Genomic DNA, 21,223 nt, shown 5'->3' with positions numbered 1-21,223 from the left:
CATCAAGAGTAGCATGATTTGTGTAACTGGTAAATCCTTCTCCCGTACAGGGCCTGCTTTTTGTTCACAAAGATGTAACTTTATCACCTCTCGGCCCCTCCCTCACATTTCCCAGTGCTTTGGAACTGTTCTTTCGGACCTGTTCACACCCCTCTCCCTCCCTTTTCCTGTTCTTACAGCAATAAAATGTATTTCCTTGAAAAAAATACTGCTGTATCCGTATTCATGGAAGGATTTATATTTGTCGTTTGGGGATGAAGCACGTATAATAAAGTGAGAATTCCAGGAGGAGGATATGATGATGCGATATCCGAACGGAAGTAAAAAGAGGGTATCCCGTGCCAACACCGCTCCTGCCTCCTCAGCTGATAAATACAGCAACAGGGGCATGACGCTTGAAGAGGACTTGAACGCAGCCAATATATACTACCTTTCCAGGAATATAGCAAGCATCCATAAAAAACCTACACCCGTGCAGATCGTTAACGTCGATTACCCGAAGAGGAGCGCCGCTGTGATCAAAGAAGCTTATTTTAAACAGGCATCGACTACGGATTACAACGGGGTTTATAAAGGATATCACGTGGATTTCGAGGCGAAAGAAACGAGAAACAAGACATCTTTCCCTTTGAGTAACATCCACGCCCATCAGATTGCTCACATGGAACAGGTGATCTACCAGCGCGGTCTGTCCTTTATCATTATCCGTTTTGCACCACTGGAGGAAACCTATCTTATGGAAAGTGAATATATCATTGAATACTGGAATAACCAGGAACGCGGAGGACGAAAATCGATCCCTTATCAGACGGTCAAGGATAAAGCGTATATGATACCTTTTCACTTTCAGGCAAGACTGGACTATTTGAAAGCTGTAGACATGGTTTTGGAGAAATTGGAGGAAAATTGAATGGCTAATAACTACAACTCACGAAAAGAACGACGCCAGCAGTTGAACAGACGAAAAGCGAAGAATAAGAAGAGTAAGTTCGCGGGTTCGTCCAAAATCAAAAAGATTATCGCTATTATATTAATTGCAGGAGTGATCATAGGACTCGGAGTAACTGCCCTGTTCGCCTACTATGCTTCGAACGCTCCGGAGCTTAAGGCATCCGAACTTCAGGCCCCTTTTTCTTCAAAGGTTTACGACATGGACGACGACTTCGTTCTCAATATAGGAGGGGAAGAACGACGGACGAGAGTCAATTATGAAGATCTTCCGGAAACATACGTAAATTCCGTGCTTGCGACGGAAGACGTCCGCTTTTTCGAGCACAGCGGTATCGACCTTCGCCGTATACTCGCCGCTATATGGGCAAACATCACAGAGGGTTTCGGATCGGAAGGGGCGAGTACCATCACCCAGCAGGTAATTAAACAGTCCCTCCTCACCTCCGATAAAACGCTGGAGAGGAAAGTACAGGAACAATATCTGGCACTGAAACTCGACCGTGAATACGAAAAGGAAAGAATTTTCGAAATGTATGTCAATAAGATATATTTCGGGCAGGGTGCCTACGGCGTTGCCGAGGCTGCCAAAACTTATTTCAATAAGTCGGACCTGAGCGAACTGACTCTGGCAGAGTCTGCATTACTTGCCGGTCTTCCTCAGCGTCCAAGCGGCTACGACCCTTATGAGAATCCTGAACTTGCCAAAGACAGAATGAGTACTGTCCTTCACTTAATGGTAAGTCACGGCAAGATTTCCGAAGAGGAAGCAGAAAAGGCGCGCCAGACCGATATTTCTTCGATGCTTGCCGAACAGACAGAAAAAACGAAGAAATATCAGGCTTTTGTCGACCAGGTCCAGAAAGAAGTCGAAAGCAAAATGGAAGATGTGAACATTTTCAAAGACGGACTTAAAATTTACACTACCCTGGATCCTGAAGCTCAGCAGCTGACCCAGAAAGCGATGAACGGGGAAGGGCCTGTAAGCTGGCCGACCGATTCCCTTCAAAGTGCCGTATCTGTCGTTGACACCCAAACCGGTGCGATCCGTGCCATAGGTGGCGGAAGAAACTACGTATCCGGCGGCCTGAATTTTGCCACCGACGACCCGAGACAGGCAGGTTCGACGATGAAACCGATCGCGGCGTATGGTCCGGTCATAGAACATGAAAAATGGTCGACGTATCATCAGCTGAAAGATGAGGAGACGGATTTCAACGGGTACTCCCCTTCCAACTTCGATGATGAATACCGCGGCTGGATGTCTATACGTGAAGCGCTCGCCCAGTCTATCAACATCCCTGCGGTAAAAGCACTAGATGCTGTAGGACCGAGCCGTGCCAGTGATTTTGCCAATAAGCTCGGTATCTCCTTCGGTGAGGGCCCTATGGAGCTTGGTGATGCTCTCGGGACCCAGGAAGTAACGCCTATTCAGATGTCCGGGGCTTATGCCGCCTTCGGTAATGAAGGAGTCTATAATGAGCCGTATACTGTAAGGAAAGTGGAAACACCTGATAACGGTACCGTAGATCTTACACCTGAACCGGTCTCCGCCATGAAAGATTATACAGCGTACATGGTCACCTCCATGCTGAAAACTGCCGTGGAAAGTGGAACCGGTACAGCTGCTAAAGTTCCGGGCCTCCCTATGGCCGGTAAAACGGGTACTACGAACAAAGAAGTGGACGCCTGGTTCAACGGCTATACGACAGACTACTCTATTTCCGTCTGGACCGGGAATCAGGACAGAAGCTCTATAGAAAATGAAAGTGGTAAAGATGTTCCGAAACAGATGTTCCGCCATCTTATGGGAGAACTGTCCGAAGATAAAGACACGGAAGACTTCAAGCAGCCGGACAGTGTCGTGGAAGTAGGAGTGGAAGAAGGTTCCAGGCCGGCAAAACTGCCGAGTTCCTACACTCCCTCCTCCGAAATCGTGACGGAACTGTTCCATGTAGACAATCAGCCCTCAGATGTATCAGCCCAGTATCAGCAGATGGACCCGGTCAGCGGTCTGTCTGCTTCTTATGACAAGGATTCGGACAGTATCGATGTAACGTGGTCTTATCCGGAAAGCGCCGATTTCTATATTACGGCGACCGGGGGCAACTCAACCTCGACCGGGGATACAAGCTATGAAATAAGCTCCCCGGAGCCGGGTAAGACCTACGACATCTCTGTAACGGTCCTCGGGGACGGTTCTTCTTCCGACAGTGATTCAAAGAACACTTCCGTACAGGTTCCGGAACAGGAAAGTGAACCTGCTGAAGAATCTACTGAAGACGAACAAAGCAGCGAAGATGAAGAAAACAGCAGTGAGGAAGAAAACAGCGAAGATGAAGAAAACAGCAGTGAGGAAGAAAACGAAGATTCAGGCAGCACCGGAAATAACGAAGACAATAATACGAATGAAGACTCCGGAAACGAGAGCGATGCCGGAGAAGAGAACGAAGATTCCGGTTCCGGAAATGAAGGGACCGACAATGAAAACAACGGCTCCGAAAACGGCGGATCGGACAGCCAGAACAACGATGCCGATAGTCCGAATAATGAGTCGGACAGCCAGAATAACGACTCCGGAAATAGCGAATCGGACAGTCAAAATAATGGTTCCGGAAATCAGAATAATGAGTCAGACGGCCAAAATAACGAAGCCCCGGAAGAAGACAGCAGTTCCGGGGCTCAAAATAACAATTCGGAAAGTGAAGGAAACGGATCAGACAGCCAGAATAACAGCTCTTCCGAAGGTAACAACAGCTCTTCTCAAAACGAAAGCGGTAATTCAGACTCTCCGGAAGAAGGAAATTCCGGAACAGATTCACCATCCGATAACAGTTCTGATGAACAGTACAACGGTTCCTCCGAAGAAGGAAACAGCGATTCCGGTCAGGAAAGTAATCAAAACTCCGATTCTTCAGGCGAAGGCTCCGGTGCAGACGCTGGTAACGGAAGTTCAGACAGTGCTCCCGCTTCCCAGGAAGACTCAGGCAACTCGGAACAGGATCCCGCCCCTTCCTCAAGTAACAATTCCGGCGGTTCTTCAGAAGGAGAAAGCAGCGATTCCGGTCAGGAAAGTAATCAAAACTCCGGCTCTTCAGGCGAAGGTTCCGGTGCAGACGCTGGTAACGGAAGCAGCTCCAATTCTTCGGAACAGAGCAGCGAGACGGAGACACCGGCTACTGGTTCAGATAATGAAGAAAGTAATGGATCTTCCGGCTCCTACAACAGCTCATCCGAGAGAAATACCGAATCATCTCCGGAACAGAATAGCGGTTCAGACGCCCAGGAAGAAAGCTCCGACCCGGCATCGGGCACAGGTGATTCAAATGAACGTTCCTCGAATGCCGACAGTGAAACTCCGGATACCTCTCAAGAGAACTCTGAATCCCCGGATGAAAATTCCAATCCATCAGAGTCCGACAGTAATTCGGATAACCAGACGACCACCCCCTCTGAAACAGAAGAAAGTTCAACTCAGAAAAACAGCGACCGTCGCGAAGACAATGACTCCACTGATTAAAAACCCACTGAATATACATCCCGTCGCACGACGTGACAATACCTCCATGCGTCAATTTTTACACCATATAAAATTTGTTTGTATATGCTTTTCAGCCAGGTCATTTACTGAAAACAAAAATGAGTACCGGCGCTTTTCACAAGCACCGGTACTCATTTTTTCTGTTTCATTCTTTTTTGCCCTTCCCGGCACAGCGAAAGAAGCGGACACTCCTCACACCGGGGATTTTTTGCTCGGCAGTGGTACCTTCCGAAAAAAATGAGTCGATGATGTGTAGCACTCCACTCTTCTTTCGGCACCTTTTTCATCAGAGTCTTCTCCACCTGTAACACTGAATCTTTCCAGCGGCAGATGCCTAATCGTTTCGAGACTCGCTCCACATGAGTATCCACTGCGATCGCAGGTTCCCCAAAAGCGACCGAAGCTACCACATTTGCAGTTTTCCTGCCTACCCCTGCCAGGGACTCCAGCGACTCTTTACTTTCCGGTACTTCTCCATCGAAACGTTCCAGAAGCGTCGCCGCCATCTTCTTAAGATTTTTCGCCTTGCTTCTGTAGAGACCGATCGATTTAATATCTTTTTCCAACTCTTCTGTCTCAACAGCAGCTATATCCTCCGGACTTTTGTATTTCCTGAAAAGATCCGGTGTCACTTTGTTCACAAGATTATCAGTAGCCTGAGCCGATAAAATCACGGCCACCAGCAGTTCAAAGGCGTTCGAATGGGACAACTCGCAGTCTGCATCCGGGTACATTTCCTCCAGTATATCCAGGCAATATCGTATCTGTTTTAAAGTAAGCATTTCTTCTCCTTTACTCTTCTTCCAGCCAATTGTAGTACAGGGACTTGTCCCGTTTTGAATTTGATGGCGAAAAGTTCGGTTTCTGACCGTTTCTAAACTGTTTCCCGTGATTCTGGGCCTGTTTTATCGTCCGGATACCCTTCCGATCCCATTCCGACAGAATACGGTCAATGTACTTGAAATTCATTTTTCCCATCAGAACAGCTTCCCGTAACGCAGCTTTTATCAGATTTTCTTTATAGTTCTCCTCATCAAGCCAGATATTAATCGTTTCTATTTCGAACGGGGATAAAGGCCTTCCGAATTCCTTCTCAAATAGTGGAAACAGCGACTCTTTCATATCTGACGAAGATTCTTTCTTCGCCTGCTGTTTCTGGAATAGTAATACGAAAAGAGGTTCAAGGGAGTATGTTTCCTGAATGATTCCTTCAGGTCCTTTTTCATGTAGTATTTCGACTATTCCTTTTTGTATCAAGGAGCGAAGCAGATTGGAACATTCCTCTTCAGACACAGTCAAATATTCGGCTATTTCCTCCGGAGTAGGAAAATTCACTCCTTCCTGCTTGAAACGGAATAGCTGAAGTACGATTGCCAGTTCTGTTTCATTCATCCCCAAGGCTTTATACCCGGTAACCAATTGTTGCGGGAGGGTCAGCTGAGTCTGCAGTATATATTCGTAAGGTTGGTTCTTGGTCATGATGATCCCTCTCTTTAAAAGTACTAAACCTCCATCTTTCGTTTCTCCTGCTGTCGGAGACACCCTTCTCATTCAAGTGAAATATCAGGCACCGGTAATTCCCGATGCCTGACAGCCACTGCACAATTATGGATATAAACGGTTCAACAGACGAGGGAACGGTATCGTTTCCCTCACATGTTCGACTCCGGCTATCCAGGCGACCGTTCTTTCCAGTCCCAGTCCAAAACCGGAATGCGGTACGCTACCGTACTGACGAAGCTGCAGGTACCACTGATAAGCATCGCCGGTAAGATTGTGTTCTTCATAACGCTGTTTCATCAGCTCCAGATCGTCAATGCGCTGGGAACCGCCGATGATTTCACCGTATCCTTCCGGAGCAATAAGATCTGCACATAAGGCCACGTCCGCACGTTCCGGATCCGGTTTCATATAGAAAGCTTTGATCTCAGTCGGAAAGTGGGTAATGAAGACCGGTTTCTCATAACTGTCCGCAATCGCTGTTTCATGCGGAGCACCGAAGTCATCGCCCCAATCAATGTCCGTGAATCCTTTATCCTTCAGCAGTTGGATAGCATCATCATAAGTAATCCGCGGAAAAGGCGCCTCGATCTTCTGGAGGGAAGTCAGGTCCCTTTCCAGAACCTCAAGCTCCATTTTACAATTCCGCAGTACGGATTGTGCGATGTACGAGACATATTCCTCCTGTACTTCCAGGCTGTCCTCGTGATCCATGAACGCCATCTCGGGTTCAATCATCCAGAACTCTATCAAATGCCGGCGTGTTTTCGACTTCTCCGCACGGAATGTAGGTCCAAAACTGAATACCTTATTGAAAGCCATGGCAGCCGCTTCCAGGTAAAGCTGGCCACTCTGAGATAGATAAGCTTCCTCATCAAAATATTTCGTATGGAACAGTTCTGTCGTCCCCTCTGCAGAAGAACCCGTCAAGATCGGTGGATCGATTTTGACATAACCGTTATCATTGAAAAACTCATAAGTTGCCCGGATGATTTCATTTCTCACCTTCATCACGGCATGCTGTTTTTTGGAGCGAAGCCACAGGTGACGATGGTCCATCAGGAATTCCGTACCGTGTTCTTTCGGCGTGATGGGATAGTCCTCCGCTTCCTGAATGATGGAGAAATCGCTTATCTGCAGTTCAAATCCAAGCGGAGACCGCTTGTCTTCCACTACCGTGCCCGTAACGTATAACGACGTTTCCTGTGACAGAGTTTTTGCTTTATTGAACTTATCTTCCCCTAGATCATTCTTTCCTACTACTCCCTGAATGAATCCTGTGCCGTCACGGAGTTGCAGAAACGCTATTTTACCGCTTGAACGCTTATTATGGATCCAGGCACCAATAGTAACTTCCTCGTTTAAATGTCTGGATACGTTTTGAATTGTAGTTTTAGCCATAACTGAATGTCCCTTCCCTACTTATGATGTGTCTTTAGAAATTTTTCTATTCTGTCTGCCGCTTTATTCAGGTTATCCATGGAAGTCGCATACGACAGTCGTACGTTATTTTCGGAACCGAAACCCGACCCGGGTACGAGAGCCACCTTCTCTTCCTCAAGGAGCGCTTCCACGAATGCATCTACGTCCCGGAAGCCGCAATTGGAAGCAGCTTCTTTGACGTTCGGAAATAAGTAGAAGGCTCCCTTCGGTTTTTCGCAACTGATGCCGGGAAGGTTTACGAGTCTTTCATAAAAAACGTCCAGACGTTCCCTGAAAGCGTCTCTCATTTTCATTACCTCGTCTTCACCGCCGGAATAGGCTGCCAGAGCAGCATGCTGGGCTATGGATGTTGGGTTCGAGGTTGAATGTGAAGCCAGACTTGTCATAGCTTTAATGATCTCCCCGGGTCCTGCTGCGTAACCGATTCTCCATCCGGTCATGGAGTGGGATTTGGATACCCCATTGATCACTATCGTACGTCCATACAAGTCATCCGACAACTGCGCCATGGAAACGTGAGGGTCCTCGGTATATACCAGTTTCTCATAAATTTCATCGGAGACGACGAGAAGATCTTTTTCCCGCACTACTTCTCCGAGTTTTTCCAGTTCTTCCCTTGTGTACATCATACCTGTAGGGTTGCTCGGGGAATTGATGATAACAGCTTTAGTTCTGGAAGTGACGGCATCTCTGAGCTGGTCGGGAGTGATTTTAAATTCGTTCTCCTCACCTGCTTTCACGAACACCGGTTTTCCACCCGCAAGCTTCACCTGTTCCGGATAGCTGACCCAGTATGGTGCCGGGATGACTACTTCATCTCCAGGATTAAGAAGTACCTGAAATAAAGTGAAAAGAGCGTGTTTTGCCCCCGTCGTTACAATTATCTGGTTTTCATTGTACTCGAGTTCCTGATCTTTTTTCAATTTGTCGGCTACCGCTTTTCTGAGTTCCGGAATCCCTCCGGAGGGGGTGTACTTCGTCAGCCCTTCATCCATGGCCTGTTTGGCCGCCTTAAGTATATACTCCGGCGTATTGAAATCAGGTTCTCCCGCCCCGAGACCTATCACGTCGTGTCCTTCCTGTTTCAAAGCTTTCGCTTTAGCCGTAATAGCCAGTGTGCTGGAAGGTGTCAACGTCTGTACTCTGTTTGCTAATTCCATAATCATACCCCTTTTCTACTCATTTTTTTTAAAAGCGAATCTCTGAAACTCTTCCCCGGTCTCTCCATTGAAATAAGCAAGACCATATCTTCCTTCCTGATCGGTAAAAGTGACCTCCCAGGAGGGGGTACCGTCTTTGTAAGCAGGCTGGATATGAGTAAATGTACAGTTACGGCAACTGTCCTCCCACCTGTTCACAATTTCTTCTCTCGGTACAAAATCTTCCCGATCTATCCGGTCAGCTATGGTGCCGCTTTTTTTGTTTACATAATAGATCATATCTTTATCGTTGCTCGTAGTAAAGAGTATCTCAAACGGCGCAGAGCTGTTGAAAGTATAATTTGCCATGACTTTTACATCCCCTGCCTTCTCCTGCACGGTTTTCAGTGCAGTGTCCGCTCCCTCGGTACGTCTCTCTTCAAGTATGTTATAGACACTGATATACAGTATCATCAAACCGAGGAGTATTGCTGCAAGAACTCCGGCAATCCACCACAGATGTTTACCCTTCATAAAATTTTATCACCGCTGTTCCGGACTCTTTCAGAGAAAGACCGATTATAATATTATTTTTCTTAAATTTCTTATTCAGATAATCGATAACTTTATACAGGTCCTCATTATAAACCGTTTCGATTCTTGCTACGAGGGTCTGTTTATTCATGATGTCCTTCCCCCTCCCCCGCTGTGGACCCGCGTCTGCTGTCCAATATCTTATTCCCCCGGTTCGGCGCCGGGTGTCGGAAGATAATCGTCGAACTTCTCCAACAGCTCTCTGGATTCGACTTCATGCACTCTTGTAACAGGCAACGCTTCTATGAAATAACGCCCGTAGTTCGCTTCAAGTATCCGCTTATCGAGAATGACCAGCAGGCCTCTGTCGTTTTCACTGCGGATAAGACGTCCCACTCCCTGTTTGAACCGGATAACCGCTTTCGGAAGGGTCAGATCCATAAACGGGTTCTCCCCTTCACGGCTCCAGAGCATCTCTTCCTTCTGCTGACCGGGGTGAGCAGGAGGATCGAAAGGCAGTCTCACCATCACGAGACAACTAAGATCTTCTCCGGGAATGTCCACTCCTTCCCAAAAAGTGTTCGTTCCAAGAAGTATAGAGGAATCAAGCGCCTGAAAATCCTTTTTAAGCCGGTCTCTGCTGCCACTCGTAATCCCCTGGGCGATCAGCTGATAACGGGAGGATTCCTGAAATTCCCTGAGCAGATAATAAACGCTTTTTAACATAGAGTAGGAAGTGAATAAAACGAGCATTCTGCCGTTCGTTTTCAAAGCCAGGGAAAAAATCATTTCACTGATGGCATAAAGGAACCCGTTTCCCTTCTTCTTAATGGAAGGTATATCAGTAGGGACGACCACCTTCATCTGGTGTTCGTAATCGTAGGGAGAAGGGATGATTTCTTCCTTTTCCACCGACTCCATACCAAGCTGTTTTTTCACAAATTGAAACGATCCCCGGGCCGCGAGAGTAGCACTTGTGAATATGATACTGTCCTTTTTGGTGTGCAGCCGTTCCGACAAAACGTGCGTATGCATATGGCTTTCACTTTCCAGCGTCAGCGTCCCCTGGGGATGTTTAAGATCGAATTCCGCCCATACCGGATTCTCCGTGTTTTTAAGGAAGATAGAATCGATCTCTTCAGTCAGTTCCTTATAGTATCCGATCTGATAATCAAGACGGGTAATAAGAATGACAAGATCCGGGTTCTCATGGGTCTGTAATTGCATAAGCAGCTCATTCATCAGTGTTTCTGTCCCCCGGATCAGCTGATTCAATTCTTTCAATAAACGCTCACACATATCAGAGATGATTCTCAAAAACTTTCCGGATCCGAGATTGTAAAAGTCGAAAATCACTTTGCCGGTATCCGATGAAACCGCAGGACGGTTCTTCACGGCATAAGAAGAAAAATACGAAGACAGCTCTGCCCACTCAGATTTGGCATTATCAATATGAACAGTGCAATATTTTAAAAGTTCCTGCTTTTTTTCTTTGTTCATCGTCACATTCTGATAGTAGGACGGTTCGAAAATTTCTTTCCACTGGGAGAACAGCTGCTGCACGGACGGATAGTACAGACGTGAGCCGAAGTATTTAGCTGCCACGCTGTTTAAATGATGCGCTTCATCAATAATAGCATATCGGCACGAAGGAATAAATTCCTCTTCTTTCAGGAGATCATAACAGAACAGAGCATGCGTCGTTACGATAATATCGGCGTATGCGGCTTTCTCATAAGCTTTGTGATAATAGGAATAGTTTCCCATGGACAGCGCAATTTCTTTTCCTTTCTGATCTGCCGACACTTTGCGCCAGAATTTATAACCGTTGGAAGGCATCTGAATTTCCTCGATATCACCTGTTTCGGTTTCGAGCACCCATACGAGCAGCATCGCTTTCGTCAGTACATCGTCATAGTTATGGAGCGTCCCATATTCAAGTTCATACCGGAAATGGGCGAGGCTTAAATAATGCTCGCTCCCTTTCAGGGTGGCAAAGGTGAAAGGGACCGGACTGATCCTTGAAAGGAGCGGTAATTCTTTTTGAGCAAGCTGGGACTGGAGCGTATTTGTATGGGTGGAAATCAGTACCGGTTCCTTTTTTTCGACAGCTGTATGTACAGCGGCTGTTACATAGGCCATCGATTTTCCTATACCGGCACCGGCTTCTATAAAAGCGGATTCCTTCTCATGCAAAGACTGATGGATCGATTCGGCCATTTTCTTCTGTTCTTTCCGGGAACGGTATGACTTTATAATACTGTCAAGGCCCTCCGGCTCTTCAAAAAGAAACTGTAGCCACTCTTCCCATGCGGGAGCAAGACGTTTCCCTCGGTAATCCTTCTCCTGGGAGGACAGTTTAAGTACAGGAACGCCTTCCCACAGTTCATATTTATCATCGGCAGGACCGCTCCCCTCATACCTTCTTGCAGTCAGAAGATCTTCGAGTATGAGAGTTACATCACTTTTGAAAGCCGCTGAAAGCTTCAGCAGGTACAGAAGCGTCTTTTCCGGCAGACTTTTCATTTTAGCTTGAAGTACTTTCCACAGTTCCGCGGTCACACGTGCATCCGAAATGGCGCGGTGGGGTTGATCATGCGACAATTCAAGGGACTCCGAAAGTTCCGACAGTTTATGACCGGAAGCTTTGGGCATTAATACTCTCGAAAGCTCCACCGTGTCGATTACCTTCGCGGAAATCTGATCTTCTCCGAGCTGAGCCAGAGCATCGTTTATGAAAGTGAGATCGAAATCAATATTATGTGCTATTACGTAGTCCTGACGAAGAAGTCTCTTCAAATCGGGAACGATTTCCGAGAAGAGCGGGGCATCCATAACATGATCATCCGTAATTCCGGTCAGATTACTGATAAACGGTGGAATTTCAGCTTCAGGGTATATAAAAGTCGAAAATTCCTCTGTTACCTTATCGCTCTCCATTACTACTATTCCTATTTCTATGATTTTATCTCCGCGACCCGAAGAATTGCCGGTGGTCTCCAGGTCAATAATCGCATAGGTACTCACGTTTACCACTTCTTTCCGGAAAAACTTAATAGTGTTTATTCCACAATATTTCAGCTGAATAAAGACGCTCTCTTTTTCCTGATTCATCTGTTACCGACAGCGCTCCGTCAGCTTCTATCTTATCAATTCTCGCAAGCCACGGCTCTTTCCACGTAGACACCTGCACCCACTCTCCCACTTTATAACCGATAGTTGAGAAGTCATTTTCAAAACAGGTGAACCCCTCTTCTATAAACCGCTCATATTCCTGTTCAAATTCATGAAGCACAGCAACAGCCACTTCGCCTATCGAAGTCTTTTTACCGGTTTCTCTTTGAATAGAAGTAGCTTTCTCCCGGAGATTTTCCGGAAGGTCTTCCTCCCTCTGGTTGATATTCACCCCGAGACCGAGAACGATATATTCGACGAAATCCTGTTCAGCTCTCATTTCAGTCAGAATACCACTTACTTTTCTGTCTCCTATCATAACATCATTCGGCCATTTGATCGTAGCACTGATACCAAAATTCCGTAGCGCTTTCACCAGGGCCGAAGCAGCCACGATCGTAACCTGGGGAGCTCGCTGCGGGGAAAATGAAGGTCTCAGCAGCAGACTCATCCAGACTCCGCTTCCCTTCGGAGAATCCCATGCCCTTTTGCGTCTCCCTTTCCCGGCTGTCTGTTCATCCGCTAATACGACAGTGCCATGAGGTTTCCCTTCTTTCGCTAAAGTATGTATCTTTTCCTGAGTGGAGGTGACTTCTTTAAAGTGAAACAGGGGATGGCCGATTTCTTCAGTAGTAAGAGCAGATTGAACGAAGGAAGGAGGCATGTCGTCTGCTTCGTCTTTCAGCCTGTATCCCTTTTTCTTAACAGCCTCGAAAGTAAACCCCTCTTTTTCCAGTTCTTTGATATTCTTCCATATAGCTGTTCTCGAGACGTTGAGCTCCCCGGCCAGCTTCTGACCTGATAAATACCCTCCACTTTCCTTCAACAGGCTTATCAGCCTTGTCTTTGTCGATCCAGTTCTATTATCCATTTTATCAACTCATCCTTCTCGTTTACACAATTTCCTTCCACCACACTCTGCACCAGAGCATTTAAATATTCGCCGATCCACTTTCCTTTCTTTCGTTCCGGGAACAGCTGCAGCAGTTCTTCCGTATCAAGATGGAGCTCCGACCGGGAATGGATCGGAAGCGACCGGTATCGTTCGACCGGGTCCGTCTCCAATTCATATCCCAGACTTCTCATTACGTTTACCCAGCTGCCCAAGTCGGCTTCCCCAAGAGTGTAAAGCAGATAATTCCCAAGCCCCCGCTCTTTATACATCTGAACCGCTCCGGAAATATTCTGGGCCTTCTTCTTCGTACGGTTTGAAAGTTTCCACTTCCTGCCCCAATCTTCTGCTGGTACCCCGGGGATCTGCTGATGGTAAAAACTGAGCATTTCGCTCCAATCCCGCAATCTTACCAAGGGGAACCGCCCGGCCGCATCCGTGTGGGCACAGAATACCGGAAGGTGTGCAAACACCCCCGTCCCGGCGAGATAATTCAACCCTTTACGATACCACGGGCCTGCAACCGTCTTTTCGAACTCCGCAGCTAATCTTTCCACGGACAGGTGCTGCAGCAAAGAGCTTTTTTCTTTTATCACTTCCAGCACGGAAGGACTGACTGTAAACCCGAGTTGGGAGGAAAACCGGAGAGCCCTCATCATTCGTAACGGGTCTTCTTCAAAACGATTCGAGGGGCTTCCCACCGTCTCGATCTGCTTTTCACTGATCGCTTTCTCCCCGGAGAAAGGATCGATCAGCCGGCCTCCGGAAGTCATAGCCATCGCATTCATAGTGAAATCCCTGCGTGACAGATCCTGTTCTATCGATGAAACGAAATACACCTGACTCGGGTGTCTGTAATCTTCGTAGTCCTCTTCCATTCTGTAAGTCGTCACTTCGAATGAAAGGGACCTTTGTCTTACAATTACGGTGCCATGCTCTATTCCGACAGGGATGACTTTATCGAATATGTTTATGATCTCTTTGGGGCGAAGGGAGGTTGCTATGTCTACATCTTTTACTTCCTGTCCCAGAAGGAAGTCTCTTACGCAGCCTCCCACCATAAAAGCTTCCCCCCCATGATCTTCAATGGCGGAAATCACTTCTATGGCCGGACCAAACAACGCGTGCTGTTTAAAGTTCACTGTGCAACACCTGCTCATACAGTTTTTCGTACTGTTTAACGATTTTCTCTGCCGAAAACTTCTCACTTACCGCCCGGACGGCGTTTTCGGAAAACGAGCGACTGAGCTGAGCATCTTTCAGTATCCGAAGCGCTTTTTCCTTCACCTGTTCTATGTCCTGAACCTCTACGATATAGCCATCCACGCCATCGTCTATGACTTCGGGAATTCCTCCTATGTTCGTTCCTATGCAGGGAACTCCGCATGCCATAGCTTCAAGCAATACGAGACCGAAGCTCTCCTTCTCGCTTAACAAAAGCTTTACATCCGCAATCGATAAAAGCTCCTGTACACGTTCCTGTTTACCCACAAACAGTACTTTCTCTTCTATGCCGAGCTGCTCCACCAGGTTATACACCTTGTTGAATTCGGGACCGTCTCCGACCAGAACAAGTTTTGCAGTCACTTCCTGCTGTATCAGATGAAAAGAGCGGACTACGTCTTCCACCCGTTTCACCTTACGGAAATTAGAGACGTGGATAACGACCTTTTCGTCTTCCCCAATGTTAAACTGCTGTTTCAGGTTGCGCGAGTCTACGTGTTGGTATTCCCGCTCGTCCACGAAATTATGGACGACGTGCATGTCTTTTTCCGTATCCAGCATTCTTCTCGTCTGATCCACAAGACTGTTGGAAACGGCTGTTACCGCATCCGACTTCTCGATCCCGAATTTGATCAACTGTTTCAGGTTATCGTCAATGCCGAGTACGGTGATATCTGTTCCGTGAAGCGTAGTAATAACTTTAAGATCCAGTTCGCTGCACATCTGCTTAGCCAGAATAGCACATACTGCATGAGGCATAGCATAATGGACGTGCAGCAGATCGAGTTCCTCCCGTTTCGCTACCTCCGCCATTTTGTTGGCAAGAGCGAGATCGTAAGGGGGATGCTGGAAGACCGGATAGTTGTTCACTTCCACTTCATGGAAATAGATGTTCGGATATATTTTGTTCAACCGGAAAGGGATCTGCGTCGTTATAAAATGGACTTCGTGCCCCTTTTCAGCAAGGAACTTCCCGAGTTCCGTCGCCAATACCCCGGACCCGCCCACGGTCGGGTAACACGTAATACCTATTTTGGACATTTACGTCACCTTCAATTTCATTTAGACTCTTTCTTTATTTGCCGGTAATCAAGGTCGCCTCTGCTTATACCATGAACGAGCATTTCGGCTCCTGCCATGTTAGTGGAGAGAGGGATCTGGTGAACATCACACAGACGCAAAAGCGCACTGATGTCCGGCTCATGGGGCTGGGCAGTCAGTGGGTCCCGGAAGAAAATTACAACGTCCATCACTTCCTCTGCAATTTTTGCACCGATCTGCTGATCACCTCCGAGCGGTCCGGACTGGAACTTAACCAGATCAAGACCCGTAGCCTCTTCAATTCTTGCTCCGGTCGTCCCTGTGGCGTAAAGGTTGTGGTTCTCCAGCACAGGCAGATACGCCTGCACAAAATTTACCAGGTCATCCTTCTTTTTATCATGAGCTACAAGTGCAATGTGCATGTGGTTCCTCCCCTGTAATGATGTATTTGACGACGGGCCTTTTATTTTTCAGTTCTGTTCATTCCAGCAGATGCTCGAGGCCGTAAACGAGTGTGTCCAGTTCCATCACTTTTTCACACGAAAGTTTCACGCCGGACATAAAGGATGCGCGATTCATGGAGTCGTGCTGGATGGTAAGCGTCTGCCCGTCTCCACCGAACACTACTTCCTGATGGGCTACGAGACCCGGAAGTCTCATACTGTGAATTTTCATTCCGTCTACATCTGCGCCGCGGGCCCCTTCAATCGTCTCTTTTTCTTCCGGGTGCCCCTGGCTTTTCCTTTCTCTCTCTTCTTTTATCAGCTGGGCCGTTTTGACAGCCGTACCCGAGGGAGCATCGAGTTTCTGATCATGATGCTTTTCAATGATTTCCACATCCGGGAAATGTTTTGCTGCCCATTTAGCAAACTGCATCATAAGTACAGCACCGGTAGCAAAGTTGGGAGCGATGACGGCGCCAAGTTTTTTCTCTTCACTCAGTTTTGTGACTTCCTGAAGCTGCTCCTCTGTGAATCCGGTCGTACCGACTACAGGACGCACTCCATGCTCAAGGGATGCTTTCGTATGCTTATATCCGAATTCGGGAGTCGTCAAATCTATGAGCACGTCTGCATCCGTTTCCTTCAGGCATTGTTCGGCATCTTCATAAATTTTCGCTTCAAACGGGGGAAGTCCCTCAATATCTTTGACACGGGACTGGTCGTTTTTTCGATCGATGCATCCGACAAGCTGTAAATTATCTTCACCTTCGATCATATCAAGGGCGGCACTTCCCATCTTTCCTCTTGGTCCGGCTACTATTACATTTATCATCAGTCTTCCTCCTTCTTTGTCCATCTGTCTTTATCTCTCGTTTCGATTTTGCTCATAGACATATCAAAAGCTTCCGATATATCTATACCCAGGGAATTAGCAAAGCTTGTAAGAACAAACATCACGTCCCCCAGTTCTTCTTCCAGAGCCTTTTCCGCTTCCGAATCTTTCTTCGGTTTCTCTCCGTATACGTGGTTGATTTCCCTGGCAAGCTCCCCTACCTCTTCGGAGAGTCTTGCAAGCATGCTCAACGGGGAAAAATACCCCTCTTTGTATTGCGATATATAGCGGTCCACCCGTTCCTGCATTTCTTCAGTCGATATACTCAAAGCTCAGAACTCCTTTCGAAGCATCTTCTTAAATGGTAGCTAAAACTCCTCTGTTTGACAAATCTTTCCCACTGTTATTGTAAGTCCTATACTCTTTCCTTATAATTAAACAGGAAAAGAAAAATATTACAGAGGTGATTTCTTGAAAAAAATTGGATTAAAATGGAAAAATATTATATTCATCATACTCGGATCTGCCATCTTCTCTTTCGGACTTGTACATTTCAACATCCAGAACGAGCTGGGCGAGGGTGGCTTCACCGGGATTACACTGCTCTTATTATACCTCTTCGATCTTGACCCCGGGGTTATGAACATCGTCCTTAACATTCCCATTCTGCTTATAGGATGGACCTCTCTCGGAAAGCAGACTTTCTATTACACCCTTCTCGGCATAGTCTCCGTTTCCGTGTTCATTTGGGTGGCACAGTCCTACATGATTGTAATCGATCTCTCCGCTGATCTTACACTGGCCTCGCTATTCGCCGGAGTGTTCATCGGAGTTGGTCTCGGCATCATTTTCCGCTACGGAGGAACGACAGGAGGCGTTGATATCATCGCCCGGCTCATCAATAAACATCTCGGTTGGAGTATGGGCAGAGCTATGTTCTTATTTGACACCGTCGTTATTTTTACTTCTATCGTTACGTACCTGAACCCGGTTCGCGGGATGTACACATTAGTAGCCGTGTTCATAAGCGCCCGGGTGATCGACTTTATTCAGGAAGGGGCTTATGCTGCAAGGGGCGTGACAATCATTTCCAACCACAGTGAACAGATTGCCAGTAAAATACTCGTTGAAATGGACCGCGGTGTTACTACCCTTGAAGGAAGGGGTACGTTCACCGGTGAAAAAAGGGATGTGTTGTACTGTATTATAGGCCGATTGGAAATTGTACGGATGAAACAGATTATAGAAACCATCGATCCTCATGCTTTCGTCGCCGTCAGCCACGTCCACGATGTAATCGGGGAAGGCTTCACACTCGATGAAAACAAGAACCCTATCGATCCATAATACAAAAAGAAAAGTAGCGGGCCTTAAAGCCTCCGCTACTTTTTTTAGTGCTTCTTTCATTTAATCTTGATTCATACCGATAAACATGAATATGAACCGGAGAAGTTCCGCCAGAGCGACAAGAGCACCCGCCACGTAAGTCATCGCAGCTGCATTGAGAACTTTTTTCGTACTTCTTTCTTCATCATTCTTAATGACCCCCGTGGAGATCATCTGTGTCATCGCCCGGTTGGACGCATCGAACTCCACCGGAAGCGTTACGAGCTGGAACAGCACGGCTGCTGCGAAAAAGATGATCCCGAACAGGAATAGCTGCTGCATGCCGAGCAGCAGTCCACCCATAATAAGAAATATGGATATGTTTGAACCGAACCCGGCTACCGGTACCAGAGCGCTCCGGAACTTTAGGAACGCATACTCCTGATCATCCTGGATGGCATGTCCTACTTCGTGCGCAGCGACGGCCGCCCCTGCCTGGGAAGCATAGTGATAGTTATGGGAAGACAGACGGACCACTTTCTTCCGCGGATCATAGTGGTCTGTAAGTGTACCTTTGACTTCTTCCACACCGACGTCGTATAAACCGTTATCATCCAGAATTTTTCGTGCTACCTGAGCCCCGGACATCCCTGAGGATGTAGCGACTTTAGAGTATTTTTTATACGTACTCTTCACTTTTGACTGCGCCCATAAAGGCAGAATCAAAATTATTGCAATGTAAATAAGAAATTCCATCTTTTTTCTTTTCCCCCTGTCATAGTAACTAAAGGTCTTCACAAATTTCCGGAGGTTGAATAGCGGAAGATATAACCGTTCCTCTTGCTCTTCCGTCTATAACTTTCCACTTATAATTTTACCTTTATTCTTCAAACGTGTCCATAACTTTGCATCAGTCAAAAATCCCGCTGAATGTCACTTTACATCTCTTAGCGGCGATGCGGGAGTATTCTCCCTGAGCTTCTTCCCGGTTCCGGATTTGACAACCAACCATGCCACTCCTATGCATCCTATACTGAGCCAGAATGTGCCGTAACCTATTTTGTCCATATACTGATTGATAGAAGGGTATACCGGCATCTGTCCGAACACGTAATCGATCACGTCATTGTGAAGCGTCCATACAGCTGCAATAGAGAGGTGAATGTAACTGAATTGGTATCTGCCGAGATAAAGCAGTGCCTGCAGGGCCATGGCACCGTGTGAGACGATCAACATATAACTCGTCCAGGGAAGCGTCCCCTCGACTGTCAGTGACAGCAGATTCATAGCTACTGCCCATACCCCGTATTTCACGAGTGTCACCAGAGCAAGAGCTTCAATTAATTTAAAGTGTTTGCCGAAAATCCAGCCCGCAACAGCTATAGTGAAAAACAGACTGGCCGTCGGACTATCGGGGACAAAAATAAGAAAAACCGGAGCGGTATCGACTAATTGAGGTATGTACCAAATATATCCATACAGCGTTCCGAAAAGGTTCACAAGCAGCAACACGGTCAAAAACGCTCTTGAATGCATTATGTATCTTATCACCCTGTTCAGCCTCCCATTCAAAGAAACTATCATCATTTCGGAATTTTCTGCGACATTCCTTTAAAAAAACAAGTCGTGCTTAATAAGCACGACTTGTAAAGATGTCTCTGTTCCAATGGAGTTACTCGCCAGAGCCGCCTCCACTGTTAGCTTTCGCAGTTTCTTTAATGAATTCGGCCAGTTGCTGACGTTCTTCATCAGAGCCGCTGAACATATCAGCAGGCATACTGCCTATACCATTAACAGCGATGTCTTTGATTTCCTCTACAGATTTCTCTGTTTCCAAGAGCGAAGGGTTATTGCCCGAACCCTGAAGCTGTTCGCCGTGACACTGCATACAGTTGGCTTCATATGCGGCATAACCTGCAGCTTCGGTGTCGATTTCCACCTCCGACTCCTGAGCTTCTACGTCCACGGCATATTTCTCGCCGCGTGCCTGGTAGTCAACTCCTGAGACCGACTCGTATGTAAGCCAGATGGTCGTAGCTACTCCGATCAGCATCAACCCAACAGCAATCGGACGCTTATTGACATTACGTCCCGGCGCACGATCGAGAAACGGTGCGAGAAGTAGAGCTGTAAAAGCCAGACCGGGTATGACGATAGCACCGATTACGATGTACTCACCGCCTGCGAACTGATATTTAAGCAACTGGTAAATAAAGAGAAAATACCAGTCGGGCAACGGGATGTACCCTGCGTTCGTCGGGTCGGCCTGCTGCTCGAGAGGTGAAGGGTGGGCAGCCACCAAAATAAGAAACCCTATAAGAAACACGGAGCCCGTCAACCACTCTCTAAGCAGGAAGTTAGGCCAGAAGGCTTCCGTCCGTCCGGGATATTCCGAATAATCCTTCGGGACGTTCCTCTCCTTGTTCGCCTTGATACGGGAATCTCCCACAAATTTCATTCCTTTTCCTCTATGCATGTCTTTCCCTCCTTTGTTTCGCTAAAGATTTATAGCGGTCCTGAAATACCTTGTCTTCTTATCAGAATAAAGTGTGCTCCAAGAAGTCCGAATAGTACAGCTGGAAGGAAGAACACATGAATCGCAAAGAATCTTGTAAGTGTCTGAGCTCCTACGATAGACTGATCACCTGCGAGTAACGTTCTCAGCATATCACCTATGACAGGTGTAGCTGCTGCAATTTCAAGACCTACCTGAGTAGCAAAATAAGCTTTGTTATCCCATGGAAGAAGGTATCCGGTAAAGCCCAGACCCAGGATTACGAAGAACAACAGAACTCCGACAATCCAGTTGAGTTCACGCGGTTTCTTGTAAGCTCCCTGGAAGAAAACCCTGAGTGTATGTAAAAATAACATGACCGTCACAACACTGGCTCCCCAGTGGTGCATCCCCCGGACGATTTGTCCATGAGCAACTTCCATTTGCAGATAGTAAACTGAATTCCAAGCATTTTCAATGTCAGGTACATAATACATCGTCAAAAACATACCTGATAAAATCTGAATTACGGTAACGAAAAACGTAAGACCACCGAAACAATAAACAAACGCCGAGAAGTGGTACGCCGGGTTCACGTGTTCAGGTACTTCGTGATCCGCGATATCTCGCCATATCGGGTTGACGTCTACACGCTCATCGACCCAATCATATAATTTTTGCAGCATGAACTA

At 46.9% G+C, this 21,223-nt stretch carries 20 protein-coding genes; 3 read left to right on the top strand and 17 right to left on the bottom strand.

Annotated elements, in window-relative coordinates; all coding sequences use genetic code 11:
* Positions 1-301: 301 nt before the first annotated feature.
* A complete protein-coding gene (gene recU, locus BLU03_RS05930) occupies positions 302-910 on the top strand; it encodes a Holliday junction resolvase RecU (RefSeq protein WP_093106375.1) in 609 nt (202 codons plus the stop codon).
* Complete coding sequence (locus tag BLU03_RS05925) at positions 911-4,468, top strand: PBP1A family penicillin-binding protein (protein WP_093106275.1); 3,558 nt, start codon at positions 911-913, stop codon at positions 4,466-4,468.
* 152 nt (positions 4,469-4,620) lie between these two features.
* On the opposite strand, the gene nth is transcribed toward BLU03_RS05925, so the two are convergent.
* The 13 genes from nth to BLU03_RS05865 form a co-directional block, all read right to left on the bottom strand.
* Entirely contained in the window at positions 4,621-5,271 is a 651-nt protein-coding gene (gene nth, locus BLU03_RS05920; protein WP_076570113.1) for an endonuclease III, read from the bottom strand.
* 10 nt (positions 5,272-5,281) lie between these two features.
* Positions 5,282-5,968 carry a DnaD domain-containing protein gene (locus tag BLU03_RS05915; protein WP_076570216.1) on the bottom strand — a complete coding sequence of 229 codons (687 nt, stop codon included), beginning with the start codon at positions 5,966-5,968 and terminating at the stop codon, positions 5,282-5,284.
* Positions 5,969-6,094: 126 nt separating this feature from the next.
* Entirely contained in the window at positions 6,095-7,390 is a 1,296-nt protein-coding gene (asnS, locus tag BLU03_RS05910; RefSeq protein WP_008587552.1) for an asparagine--tRNA ligase, read from the bottom strand.
* A 17-nt stretch (positions 7,391-7,407) separates the two neighbouring features.
* Positions 7,408-8,592 carry a pyridoxal phosphate-dependent aminotransferase gene (locus tag BLU03_RS05905; RefSeq protein WP_076570110.1) on the bottom strand — a complete coding sequence of 395 codons (1,185 nt, stop codon included), beginning with the start codon at positions 8,590-8,592 and terminating at the stop codon, positions 7,408-7,410.
* Between the two features lie 15 nt (positions 8,593-8,607).
* Positions 8,608-9,105: a hypothetical protein gene (locus tag BLU03_RS05900; protein WP_076570108.1), complete on the bottom strand. Its 498-nt coding sequence runs from the start codon at positions 9,103-9,105 to the stop codon at positions 8,608-8,610.
* The gene (locus BLU03_RS13515; RefSeq protein WP_102335854.1) at positions 9,095-9,256 is read right to left on the bottom strand and encodes a DUF4264 family protein; all 162 of its coding nucleotides are present in this window, start codon (positions 9,254-9,256) and stop codon (positions 9,095-9,097) included. The genes BLU03_RS05900 and BLU03_RS13515 overlap by 11 nt, the downstream gene beginning before the upstream one ends.
* 50 nt (positions 9,257-9,306) lie before the next feature.
* Entirely contained in the window at positions 9,307-12,132 is a 2,826-nt protein-coding gene (dinG, locus tag BLU03_RS05895; RefSeq protein WP_176765414.1) for an ATP-dependent DNA helicase DinG, read from the bottom strand.
* A 25-nt stretch (positions 12,133-12,157) separates the two neighbouring features.
* Complete coding sequence (locus BLU03_RS05890; protein ID WP_076570105.1) at positions 12,158-13,150, bottom strand: biotin--[acetyl-CoA-carboxylase] ligase; 993 nt, start codon at positions 13,148-13,150, stop codon at positions 12,158-12,160.
* Complete coding sequence (locus BLU03_RS05885; protein ID WP_176765413.1) at positions 13,114-14,313, bottom strand: CCA tRNA nucleotidyltransferase; 1,200 nt, start codon at positions 14,311-14,313, stop codon at positions 13,114-13,116. The genes BLU03_RS05890 and BLU03_RS05885 overlap by 37 nt, the downstream gene beginning before the upstream one ends.
* The gene (bshA, locus tag BLU03_RS05880) at positions 14,303-15,436 is read right to left on the bottom strand and encodes an N-acetyl-alpha-D-glucosaminyl L-malate synthase BshA (RefSeq protein ID WP_093106267.1); all 1,134 of its coding nucleotides are present in this window, start codon (positions 15,434-15,436) and stop codon (positions 14,303-14,305) included. Before bshA ends, BLU03_RS05885 begins: the two co-directional genes overlap by 11 nt.
* A 17-nt stretch (positions 15,437-15,453) precedes the next feature.
* Complete coding sequence (gene mgsA / locus BLU03_RS05875) at positions 15,454-15,858, bottom strand: methylglyoxal synthase (RefSeq protein WP_008587536.1); 405 nt, start codon at positions 15,856-15,858, stop codon at positions 15,454-15,456.
* 58 nt (positions 15,859-15,916) lie between these two features.
* On the bottom strand, positions 15,917-16,711 hold the full coding sequence (dapB, locus tag BLU03_RS05870) for a 4-hydroxy-tetrahydrodipicolinate reductase (protein WP_093106264.1): 795 nt from the start codon (positions 16,709-16,711) through the stop codon (positions 15,917-15,919).
* A complete protein-coding gene (locus tag BLU03_RS05865; protein ID WP_076570211.1) occupies positions 16,711-17,019 on the bottom strand; it encodes a nucleotide pyrophosphohydrolase in 309 nt (102 codons plus the stop codon). The genes dapB and BLU03_RS05865 overlap by 1 nt, the downstream gene beginning before the upstream one ends.
* 163 nt (positions 17,020-17,182) lie before the next feature.
* Here BLU03_RS05865 and BLU03_RS05860 point away from each other — a divergent pair, with 163 nt between their 5' ends.
* On the top strand, positions 17,183-18,058 hold the full coding sequence (locus BLU03_RS05860; protein ID WP_008587531.1) for a YitT family protein: 876 nt from the start codon (positions 17,183-17,185) through the stop codon (positions 18,056-18,058).
* Positions 18,059-18,118: 60 nt separating this feature from the next.
* Here the strand turns inward: BLU03_RS05860 and BLU03_RS05855 are convergent, their stop codons facing one another.
* From BLU03_RS05855 to qcrB, 4 genes are all read right to left on the bottom strand, one after another.
* A complete protein-coding gene (locus BLU03_RS05855; protein WP_008587529.1) occupies positions 18,119-18,793 on the bottom strand; it encodes a zinc metallopeptidase in 675 nt (224 codons plus the stop codon).
* Between the two features lie 177 nt (positions 18,794-18,970).
* Positions 18,971-19,621 carry a lipoprotein heptaprenylglyceryl N-acetyltransferase LhaT gene (gene lhaT / locus BLU03_RS05850; RefSeq protein ID WP_176765419.1) on the bottom strand — a complete coding sequence of 217 codons (651 nt, stop codon included), beginning with the start codon at positions 19,619-19,621 and terminating at the stop codon, positions 18,971-18,973.
* 88 nt (positions 19,622-19,709) lie between these two features.
* Positions 19,710-20,513: a menaquinol-cytochrome c reductase cytochrome b/c subunit gene (locus tag BLU03_RS05845; RefSeq protein ID WP_076570096.1), complete on the bottom strand. Its 804-nt coding sequence runs from the start codon at positions 20,511-20,513 to the stop codon at positions 19,710-19,712.
* Positions 20,514-20,542: 29 nt separating this feature from the next.
* On the bottom strand, positions 20,543-21,217 hold the full coding sequence (qcrB, locus tag BLU03_RS05840) for a menaquinol-cytochrome c reductase cytochrome b subunit (protein ID WP_008587523.1): 675 nt from the start codon (positions 21,215-21,217) through the stop codon (positions 20,543-20,545).
* Between the last annotated feature and the right edge of the window lie 6 nt (positions 21,218-21,223).

Origin of the sequence: Salimicrobium album (assembly GCF_900107115.1) — a bacterium.
GTDB classification, from domain to species: Bacteria; Bacillota; Bacilli; order Bacillales; family Halobacillaceae; genus Salimicrobium; species Salimicrobium album.
This window is presented reverse-complemented; position numbering and strand designations above follow the sequence as displayed.